Annotated in this window: 8 protein-coding genes and 1 pseudogene; 6 read left to right on the forward strand and 3 right to left on the reverse strand. The window is 70.7% G+C overall.

Annotated elements, in window-relative coordinates:
* Together ABZ297_RS45150 and ABZ297_RS45155 are read left to right on the forward strand one after the other, a co-directional pair.
* A pseudogene (locus tag ABZ297_RS45150) lies at nt 1-694 on the forward strand (hypothetical protein); the annotation flags it as partial.
* A 386-nt stretch (nt 695-1,080) separates the two neighbouring features.
* Nucleotides 1,081-2,124 (forward strand): PP2C family protein-serine/threonine phosphatase, encoded by a 1,044-nt coding sequence (locus ABZ297_RS45155; RefSeq protein ID WP_355360221.1) that lies wholly within the window; start codon nt 1,081-1,083, stop codon nt 2,122-2,124.
* A 4-nt stretch (nt 2,125-2,128) separates the two neighbouring features.
* Here the strand turns inward: ABZ297_RS45155 and ABZ297_RS45160 are convergent, their stop codons facing one another.
* Complete coding sequence (locus ABZ297_RS45160; protein ID WP_355360224.1) at nt 2,129-4,927, reverse strand: BTAD domain-containing putative transcriptional regulator; 2,799 nt, start codon at nt 4,925-4,927, stop codon at nt 2,129-2,131.
* 96 nt (nt 4,928-5,023) lie between these two features.
* On the opposite strand from ABZ297_RS45160, the gene ABZ297_RS45165 reads away from it, so the two are divergent.
* The gene (locus ABZ297_RS45165; RefSeq protein ID WP_355360227.1) at nt 5,024-5,476 is read left to right on the forward strand and encodes a carboxymuconolactone decarboxylase family protein; all 453 of its coding nucleotides are present in this window, start codon (nt 5,024-5,026) and stop codon (nt 5,474-5,476) included.
* A 34-nt stretch (nt 5,477-5,510) separates the two neighbouring features.
* Nucleotides 5,511-5,801, forward strand: a complete 291-nt coding sequence (locus ABZ297_RS45170; RefSeq protein WP_355360230.1) for a hypothetical protein — start codon at nt 5,511-5,513, stop codon at nt 5,799-5,801.
* A gap of 177 nt (nt 5,802-5,978) precedes the next feature.
* Here the strand turns inward: ABZ297_RS45170 and ABZ297_RS45175 are convergent, their stop codons facing one another.
* Nucleotides 5,979-6,614: a transcriptional regulator gene (locus ABZ297_RS45175; protein WP_355360233.1), complete on the reverse strand. Its 636-nt coding sequence runs from the start codon at nt 6,612-6,614 to the stop codon at nt 5,979-5,981.
* Entirely contained in the window at nt 6,611-7,006 is a 396-nt protein-coding gene (locus ABZ297_RS45180) for a DNA-binding protein (protein ID WP_355360236.1), read from the reverse strand. The genes ABZ297_RS45175 and ABZ297_RS45180 overlap by 4 nt, the downstream gene beginning before the upstream one ends.
* A gap of 59 nt (nt 7,007-7,065) precedes the next feature.
* Here ABZ297_RS45180 and ABZ297_RS45185 point away from each other — a divergent pair, with 59 nt between their 5' ends.
* Together ABZ297_RS45185 and ABZ297_RS45190 are read left to right on the forward strand one after the other, a co-directional pair.
* Entirely contained in the window at nt 7,066-8,409 is a 1,344-nt protein-coding gene (locus ABZ297_RS45185) for a PEP/pyruvate-binding domain-containing protein (protein WP_355360239.1), read from the forward strand.
* Entirely contained in the window at nt 8,409-9,023 is a 615-nt protein-coding gene (locus ABZ297_RS45190) for a histidine phosphatase family protein (RefSeq protein ID WP_355360242.1), read from the forward strand. Before ABZ297_RS45185 ends, ABZ297_RS45190 begins: the two co-directional genes overlap by 1 nt.
* Nucleotides 9,024-9,332 lie beyond the last annotated feature (309 nt).

The following is a 9,332-nucleotide window of genomic DNA, read 5'->3' on the forward strand; positions in this document are numbered from 1 at the left end:
TCCGGCCCCTTCCCCCGCCCCCTCCCCTGCCCGTTCCTATGCGCCCGCGCCGCGGCGGGGGCACGGTAAGGCGCTGCTGACGGGCGCCGGGGCGCTGGCGCTGGCCGCCGCCCTGGTGGCCGGGGCGGTCACGTTGATGCCGGACGCGGCGACGACCGAGGCCGCCTCCACGCCCTCCCTGAGCGTGCCGGCCACGACGCCGGGCCCGACGGCCACGTCCTCCCGCCGCCGACCGGCCGCCAAGTCCACGCCGAGCAAGCGCCCGTCCACGAAACCGACCACCCCCAAGCCGAGTACGGCCGAACCCACGACGTCCCCGTCCCGAAAGACCAGCCCCACCAAGACCACGCCCACGAAGACCACGACGACCGCGGCCGCGAGCGGGAACATCCGCCTGCAGTCGCTGACCCTGGACGGGCTGAAGACGGAGAAGGGCTGCTGGTCACGCAGCCTCTTCCCCGTCGCGGTCATCAAGGGCCCGACGGGGCAGAAGGGGGAGTACGGCTACAGATGGATCGTCGACGGCCAGGACGAGGGCTGGAAGATGGGCTACCTGTACCAAGGGACGGACAAGAACATGCGTAACCCGCTCGGCGCGTTCGAACCGGGCAGGCACACCGTCGTCTTCCGCCTCCTGACCGGAGTCAAGGCCACCAAGAGTCTTTCGTTCACTGTCTGCAACGCCTACTCCTGAACCACACGATCGAGGTGGACGTTACGTCCGCGCCGGCAGCGGCGACGCCGTGCTCGCGACCCAGGTGAACCCGCTCGATGGGCGAGGATCCGAACCGCCAGGCCAACGCGCATCGCTGAGGCCGAAACTCGCTGCGCTGCCACGGACGGGCCCGGCGACCACCCGGACAAACGCCCTGGGAGTGTCGCCTCGACAGGCAATTCGACATTGACTAGAAAAGGGATCAAAGCCAGGACCTGGGGGAACGACGTGCAACGAACCCCAGGGGAGTTCACGCGGCCCGCCACATACTATTCGCACATAGGTCGATCGGATGTGGGATCGAGGCACGGATGAACCCACTCTCCACCAAGTGGCCCCGGTACGTCTCCTTCATACCGGCTGCCATGATCGTCATCGGGACCGTCCTGAACATTCTGTCTCCGCGCTACTACTGGGGCGACTACCTGCTGGGCGCCGCGGTCGTCGTGACAGGAGCGCTGCTCTCGCTACGGCACACCTTCACGGCCGCAGCGACTATCGTCCTGGTCCAGCTGGTGCTGTTGATCAAGGACGGCTACTTCGGTCATGTCATCGGCACGCTCTCATTGATCAGCGCGGTGTTCACCGCGCTCGTCGGCCTCGGGGTGAACCGCGTGGTCGCCAGCCACAGCCGTCGGCTGGAAGTGGTGCGTTCTGTCGCTGAGGCCGTCCAGCGTGCTGTGCTGCCCGCACCTCCAGCACGTGTCGGCCCGCTGGCCATCGCCGCGGTCTACAAGACTGCGCAGATCGAGGCATTGATCGGCGGAGACGCCTACGCCGTGCAAGAGACGCCGTACGGCACCAGGCTGCTGATCGCAGATGTGCGGGGCAAAGGCCTGGGCGCGGTCGGCACGGTGTCCGTACTGCTGGGCTCATTCCGGGAGGCGGCAGACCAAGCAGCCGACCTTGTGGTGCTGGCCGAGCGTGTGGAGCGCGCGCTGGTCAAAGAGGCCTCGTCGCGCGAGGAGAGCGTCCGAATGGAGGGGTTTGTCACGGCTGTGCTCGGCGAGATCCCGCCGGGCGCGGACCGGGTGCAGTTGCTGAACTGCGGCCACCCCTCGCCGTATCTCCTCAAGGGTGACACGGTGTCCTCGCTGGACCCAGGCGAGCCGAGTCTTCCACTGGGCATGAGCAGCCTGGGTGTGCCGCGGGCAGAGCCCGAACGCTGGCCGTTCCCGACCGGGGCCACGCTCCTGCTGGTCACCGACGGAGTGACGGAGGCCCGAGGCCGTTGCGGGACCTTCTACGAACCGGTAAGCCGACTCGGTGGCCGAGGTCCGTTCCGGCAGCCGGACGAGGTCGTTGAGGTCCTGATACGTGATGTCGAGCGCTGGACCGACGGTCCGCGCGACGACGACATGGCGATTCTGGCGATCACCCGGTGTGCCGGTGTACTCGACGGTCCGTGAATCCTCATGGCCTCACGGAGTGAGGATGGTCCTGCCTTGCGGACTCTCCGGCGTGTTCCAGGAAGGTGCGGACCTCCTCGGCCTCCGGAACACCGAGCTCCCCGTAAAGGCCGAGAGCCAGCCGCCCATGCTCACAAGCCTGCTCTGAGCGCCCGAGCGCGAGGTGGGCGCGCGCCAGCCCATCGTGAGCGCGCGCCTGCTCCGGCCGGTTGCGCGTCAGGTCGGCGAGCGCGAGCGCGGCCGTGTGCTCCTCGACCGCCCGAGCCGGCTCGCCCGCCGCCTCGGCCAGCCCGTTGAGTGCGGCCGCCTCGTCGGTGGTGTTGCCGAGCTTGCGGTAGAGAGCCGCAGCCTGCTCGTGGCGGGTGCGTGCCCGCGCGAGCTCGCCTTGATGCCGGAGGACGACGCCGAGGAGGTTGAGGGTCATCGCCTCTCCGGCCGGGTTGCCGACCTTGCGGTGGAGCGCCAGCGCCAGGTCGAGATGGCGCCGGGCCTCCTCCGGACGGTCGGCCCGGTCGAGGACGAGGGCGAGGATGCCGAGCACGTGGGCCTCGCCCCAGGTGTCGGCACCGATCCGGGTGAGGTCGAGCGCCTGCATGAGGTACTGCTCCGCCTGCGCGTCCTGTCGCCGGCGCAGGGCCACGTTGCCCAGCGTGAGCAGTGCCCGAGCCCGTTCGTAGGCCTCCTCGCACGCGTCAAGGGCCTGGTGAGCGTGCTCCTCCGCGAGCTCGTACTCGCCGAGCCGCCAGTAGGTCCACGCCAGGTCGGTGAGTGCTCGCTCCTCGAACTCGCGGTGGCCGAGCTTGCGGCTGCGCTGGAGCGTCAGGGTGTGGAGAGTGAGCGCGTCGTCGTGGTGCGCCTGCCGGTCGAGGTAGGGGCGCATCGCCAGGGCCAGCATGCCCAGGCAGATCTCTGGCCCGTGGACGGCGGTCGCGATGATGTTGGAGCGCTCGGCGTCGAGCCAGGCGCTCGCCTCCGCGGCGTCGCGGATGGGCGCGATCGGGGCGGCCGGCTGGGGGATGCCCTCACGCTGGCTGAGGCTGTCCGGGAAGAGCTGGTCCATCGCCGCGCGGGAGCGGTGCAGGTAGTAGGTGAGCAGCCGCAGGACCGCGCCGTCGTCCTCGGCGATGGAGCGCGCGTGCTCGCGGAGCAGGTCGTGGAAGGTGTATCGGCCCGGTTCGAACTGCAGGAGCATGTGGGTGTCGAGGAGGCCTTCGAGGAGTTCCTCCGCCTCCTCCTCCGAGGTCCCTGCCAGCGCGGCCGCGCCGTACGGGTCGATGTCGCGGCCCGGCGCCAGCCCGAGCAGGCGGAACATGCGCTGCTCGGCCTCGTGGAGCTGCTCGTAGGAGAGGGCGAAGGCGGCCGACACGCCGTCCAGGAGGCGGCGGTGGTCTCGCAGCCGGCCCGCCAGGTAGGACACGGTCCAGCGCGGGCGGTGTTGGAGGCGGGCCGCCGAGATCCGGATGGCGAGCGGGAGGTGCCCGCACAGCTGCAGCACCTCGAGTACGGCGTCCGGCTCGTGGTGAGCGCGTTCGCCCACGATCCGCTCGAACAGCTTGGCGGCGTCCTGCTCGCCCAGCACGTCGACCGACAGCGCGTGGGCGCCGTCCAGGTCGACGAGCCGCCGCCTGCTGGTGATCAGGACGAGGGTGTCGGAGTGCCCCGGCAGCAGGGGGCGCACGTGCTCGGCGTCGGAGGCGTTGTCCAGCACGGCGAGCACGCGGCGATCGGCCAGCTCGGCGCGCCACAGGGCGCTCCGCTCGACCAGTGTGACCGGGAGGCGGTCGGCGGGCACCCCGAGCTGGCGGAGGAGGACCTCCAGCGCGGCAGCGGCGTCGACCGGCTCCCGGCCTGCGGTGTGGGCCTGCAGGTCGATGAAGAGCTGGCCGTCCGGATAGCGGGCGGCCAGCCGATGGGCCACGTGGACGGCGAGCGTGGTCTTGCCGATCCCGGCCATGCCGTCGATCGTCACGACCGCCGACCGCTCGCCCACAAGCCGATCCAGCTCGGCGGTCCGTCCGGAGAAATCGGGAATGTCGTAGGGCAGGAAGGTGGAGCGACGCGGCGAGGCGGCGACGACCGGGGCCGCGTCTGCCAGGCGCAAGGCCGGATCATCCGCCAGGACCGCCCGCTCAAGCTCGGTGAAGGCGTGCCCGGGGTCCAGGCCCTGTTCGTCCGCGAGAGCCGTACGGTAGGAACGCGCCGCGGCCAGGGCGTCGGCCTGCCGCCCCGCCCGGTGCAGGGCCAGGACGAGGTGGCCGTTGAGCTTCTCGCGGAGCGGGTTGGCGGTCACCTGGGCGAGGAGCTCGTCGAGCAGATCGCCGTGCCGCCCGGCGGCGAGCTCGCCCTCCACCAGGCGCTCGTACGCCGACAGCCGCCGGTCGTTCCAGAGCTCCCGGACGCCGGTGACGTAATGCGCGTGCACGTCCTCCAGCGCCTCGCCGCTCCACAGATCCAGGGCTTTGCGCAGCTCACCGGCGGCTACCAGCTCGGTGAACTCCTGCGCGTCGACCTGCCCGGGCTCCGGCTGCGCGACGTAGCCGCCGGCACGCGTCTCGAGGAGCCGCACGGCTCCCGCACCACGCAGCACCTTGCGGATCGCGGTGATCGAGGCATGGATCTGCGATCGGGCGGTGTCGGGCTGGTCGTAGCCCCACATCGCGTCGATCAGCCGCTCGATGCTGATCACCCGGCCGGGATTGAGCAGGAGGTAGGCCAGCACAGCCCGGTGACGTGGGGCGATGCTCGTCAGCGGCGCGTCCTCGACGGTCATCTGGACGGGGCCGAGAAGAGTGAAGCGCAGCATCGTCCCCCCATCACCATCGCATCGTGCGCGCATAGCGAATGTATCAACCCGGGCAGACACTCTGATCTCACACCGACCACGACAAAGGAGAACACGATGGAAGCCCGGATGAAGAACCCCGCCACGATCATCCCCGCCGCGATGAAGCCGATCATGGAGGTGATGAAGGCCGCTCAGTCGCAGGGCCTCCCCCTGGAGCTCATGGAGATGATCCACCTGCGGGTCAGCCAGATCAACGGCTGCAGCTTCTGCGTCGACGCTGGCCTGAAGAACCTGCGCAAGCTCGACGAGAGCGACGAGCGCATCGGCCTGGTCGCCGCCTGGCGCGAGGCTCCATACTACACCGACGCCGAGCGGGCCGCGCTGGAGCTGGCCGAGGCGTCGACCCGGCTGGCCGACCGCGCCGACGCCGTCTCCGACGAGGTCTGGAACAACGCCGCCGACCACTTCGACGAGCAGCAGCTGGCCTCGATCCTGCTGATGACCGCCGTCACCAACCTCTTCAACCGCCTGAACGCCCCGATCCGGCAGGTCGCCGGCAGCTGGTAAGCCCCGACCCTCATACACAGAAGGAGGCACCGACATGTCCGTCGTCCGCTCGCACCGCTACTCCGTCGCCGACACCGACCTGGAAGAGTTCCTGGCCCGCCGGAGCTCGCTGATCGCGACCGTCCGGAAGGGGCACCCCGGGCTCACCCACGCCGTGCTGATCCAGCTCGAGGACGGCACCTACACCGACACCTGGCACTGGGAGACCGCCGAGCAGATGGGTGCCGCGTTCGCCGCCCTGCCCACCTTCCCGGAGGCGCCGCTGACCATGGCCCTCACCAAGGACAGCACCGCCCTGAACGGCCGGGTCGTCGACGAGCACTGAGACCCGATGATCGCCTTCACCGCCGACGACCTTCGAGCGGGTACCAGCTGCCCCTTGTAGGCCATGACGATTCCGGCCGTCCTGCGCACCAAGCGCGTGGCCGGGGCTGCCCGCACGACGCGCGCCGTCTCGGCCTTCTCAGGCCCGCAACCGGGCGGACGTACGCCTGCGACGGGGTCATGGTTGCGCGTGCCGGTCGAGGCCGAGCGTGGCGATGAGGTCTTCGTGGAGCTGGAACCAGACGCGATGGCAGGAGTCGACGTCGGTACGGTCCACCCAGGCGCTTTCCCCGGCTCGGGCGCGCGCCAGGGCTGCGGTGAATCGGGTGTCGTATCCGCGCAACCGGGTCAGAACGCTCTCGAGCCGGTCACCCAGTGGCGTGAGGGCGCGGGAGATGCCAGCGAGCTCGTAGAGGATTCGGGCGTCCCAGGCGAAATCGGAGTGGTCGTTGACGGCGAGCCGGTCGCCAGCGGTGGGCCGGAGCTGCCAGTCGGTGCAGGCTCGGAGCAGAAGGGCGTTCAGCGGGAGGAACTCGCGGTAGACGTCCCGAACCTCGTCGGCGCCGCCGACGCGTGCGAGCTCGGCCGCGAGCTGGCGCTCGTTCTCGGCCCGGCCCGGTTCGGTCAGCGACCAGCCCTCGGTGCCGGCGAAGGCGGTGTGCCCGGCCCAGCCGCGCGCCTCGGCGTCGCGCAGCAGCTCTTCGGTCTGGGCCGCGTCAAGCCCGTACCGCTCGGCGATCACCGGGGTGTCCGCAAACCCCAAGATACGCACCGCGTGCAGGACCAGCAGGTCGGGCGGAGAGTCGCGCGTCACGAGTCGGTGTCCTGCCGCGTTGTCAGGCGGGTGTAGTGCTGCTGGCACGCCTGCGGGGAGTTGAACCCCATCGCGTGCGCTATCTGCGCCCAGGTCAGTCCGGCGCTGCGGGCCGTGAACAGCAGGGCGGATTCGAGTCCTTCGACTTCGGCGCGTGCGGCGGGCAGGAGGGCCAGCGCGCTCAGGACATCCTCCGGGTCCAGGTCGGCGTTGCGCCAGACGGCGAAATGGACAAGGTCGACCGCCGATGGCAAGGCCGGCGAGGGGCGCCATGGGCGGGCGTCGAGCGCATCCGCACCCAGGCGCAGAAGGCGTTCGCTCGCGTCGTGCTCGCGGTCGGCCTGGGCGTGGTCTGCGCGCCCGGTGTGAGTGATGTCCTGCTTGCGTGACATGCCGTTCATGATCCACAATCAATAAGATGTTGTCAATCTTTCGTTGAAAGGCGGGGCGGATGATCGTACCCCTCATGTCGGCTGCCGCCGATACGTGCGGGGGCAAGGCCGGTGCGCTCGGCGCGCTGCTTCGCGCAGGACTGCCGGTTCCCGACGGCTTCGTCGTGTCGTTCGCCGCTTACCGCGCCGCCGTCCGCGACCTGGACCTCGAGCGGTTCGCCGACGAGCCGGGCCACCCCGGAGCCGTGCGGCGGGCGATCGAGGCCCGCCCGGTCCACGCCACCGTGATCGACGCGCTCGGACACGCGCTCGACGAGCTCGGCGATCCGCCCGTCGCGGTGCGATCATCCGCCGCGCATGAGGACACCGGCCAGGCGTCGGCGGCCGGCCAGCACGACAGCTTTCTCGCCGTGCGCGGAGTCGGCGCGGTCACCGACGCCATCCGCGCCTGCTGGGCCTCGCTGTTCACTTCGCGCGCCATCGACTACCGGGGCGCCTCCGGCCGCGGCGGCCGGCCCTTCGACGATCTCGTCATGGCCGTCCTCGTGCAACGCCATCTGGACGCCGAGGTGTCCGGGGTCATGTTCACCCCCGCGGACCCGCACGACGCGACCCGGATCGAGGCGTCCTGGGGGCTCGGCCCCAGCATCGTCGGCGGCACGGTCACCCCTGACGCCTACCGTGTCGCCGAGGACGGGTCGGTCACCCGCACCGTCGCGCACAAACGGACCCGCCTCGACCGGCGCGGCAGGCAGCTCGTCATGTCCGACGTGCCCACCCCTGCCCGCGACCGGCCGGCAATCGACGACGCGACCGCCAAACTCCTCGCCGAGCTGGGCAAGGAGATCGCCGCCGTACGCGGCGGACCGCAGGACGTCGAGTGGGCGATCGCCGACGGACGTACCTGGATCCTGCAGGCACGGCCGGTCACCGCCGCACCCCCGGCGTGGCCTTCGCCTGCCGGCCCCACCCCGGCCGCCGCGCCCACGCTGGCCGGAACGCCCGGCAGCCACGGAGTCGTGACCGGGACCGCGAGGATCATCCGCGGTCCCCGCGACTTCACCCGCGCGCACCCCGGCGACATCATCGTCTGCCCCTTCACCGACCCCGCCTGGACGCCGCTGCTGCGCATCGCGGCCGGCGTCATCACCGAAACAGGAGGCGTGCTCTCCCACGCCGCGATCGTCGCTCGCGAGCACGGCATCCCCGCGGTCCTCGGCATCCCGAACGCGACGAGCAGACTCCACGACGACACCACCATCACCATCGACGGCACCACCGGCACCGTCACGGCGGCCCCCTCGCCCTCCGCCGCATCGAACAGCCGCACTCACACCCACGTCACCCACGATCGAAAGGAGACGGGAAGCGGGCCCACGCGGCCATCGCGCCCCAACCGGTGATGACCACGCGACACCTCTACCTGGCTCGCCACGGCGCGGCCGACGCCTTCGGGAACCTCACCGACATCGGTCGCCGGCAGGCGGGCCTGCTGGGCGAACGACTCGCCGGCCTACCGGTCGACGCCGTGTGGCACTCTCCGCTACCGCGCGCCATGGCCAGCGCGCACGAACTCGCCCATCACCTGCACAACGCGCCCGTCACCGAGGCCGCCGAACTCATCGACCATGTGCCCTACGTTCCCCCTGCGGCCGAAAGACCCCCCTCTTGGGCCGGCTTCTTCGACGGCTACGACGACGCCGTGGCGGCCTCGGGCCAGAAGCTCGCCGAGGCCCTGGTCGCCCGATTCGCGAAGGTCCCCGACACAACCACGGCAGGAACCCGGCGCGACACCCACGAGGTTCTGGTGACGCACGCCTACCCGATCGCGTGGCTGGTGCGGCACGCCCTGGACGCGCCGCCATCGCGGTGGCTCGGCCTGAACAGCGCCAACGCCGCACTGACGGTCATCAGCTACCGCACCGGCCTGCCGCCGACGCTCGTGATGTTCAACGACATGAGTCACCTCCCGACCGACCTGCGCTGGACCGGGTTCCCCGACGGCCTGAGGCCATAAGACGGCTCGCGAAGGCCCGTACGCGCCGACCCGGGACCGTCTGCGGCGGATCCCGGAGCGCCACTTCGACCACGCGTCGCACCGGTCACACGTGGACGCCGCCACGCCGTCCCGGCCGGTCGGGTACCGGCGGGACGGCCTGTTCGTGGCGGAGGTGCCCTGGATGGCGATCGCGGCCGTCGCCCAGAAGCCGTAAGGGGCTCAGACCTCCTCGACGCTGCTCGGCTCACGCCGGGACAGGTCGATACCGAGCTCTTCCGCCGCGCGGAAGACGTCCTCGTCGGTGTCGCGCATCTCGATGGACATGCC

Source organism: Nonomuraea sp. NPDC005983 (genome assembly GCF_040614375.1).
In the GTDB taxonomy this organism is placed as follows: domain Bacteria; phylum Actinomycetota; class Actinomycetes; order Streptosporangiales; family Streptosporangiaceae; genus Nonomuraea.

Coding starts and splice junctions, on each gene's coding strand:
- ABZ297_RS45190 (WP_355360242.1), top strand. CDS start 8,409: ATGACCACGCGACACCTCTACCTGGCTCGCCACGGCGCGGCCGACGCC.
- ABZ297_RS45165 (WP_355360227.1), top strand. CDS start 5,024: ATGGAAGCCCGGATGAAGAACCCCGCCACGATCATCCCCGCCGCGATG.
- ABZ297_RS45180 (WP_355360236.1), bottom strand. CDS start 7,006: ATGTCACGCAAGCAGGACATCACTCACACCGGGCGCGCAGACCACGCC.
- ABZ297_RS45185 (WP_355360239.1), top strand. CDS start 7,066: ATGATCGTACCCCTCATGTCGGCTGCCGCCGATACGTGCGGGGGCAAG.
- ABZ297_RS45155 (WP_355360221.1), top strand. CDS start 1,081: ATGATCGTCATCGGGACCGTCCTGAACATTCTGTCTCCGCGCTACTAC.
- ABZ297_RS45160 (WP_355360224.1), bottom strand. CDS start 4,927: ATGCTGCGCTTCACTCTTCTCGGCCCCGTCCAGATGACCGTCGAGGAC.
- ABZ297_RS45170 (WP_355360230.1), top strand. CDS start 5,511: ATGTCCGTCGTCCGCTCGCACCGCTACTCCGTCGCCGACACCGACCTG.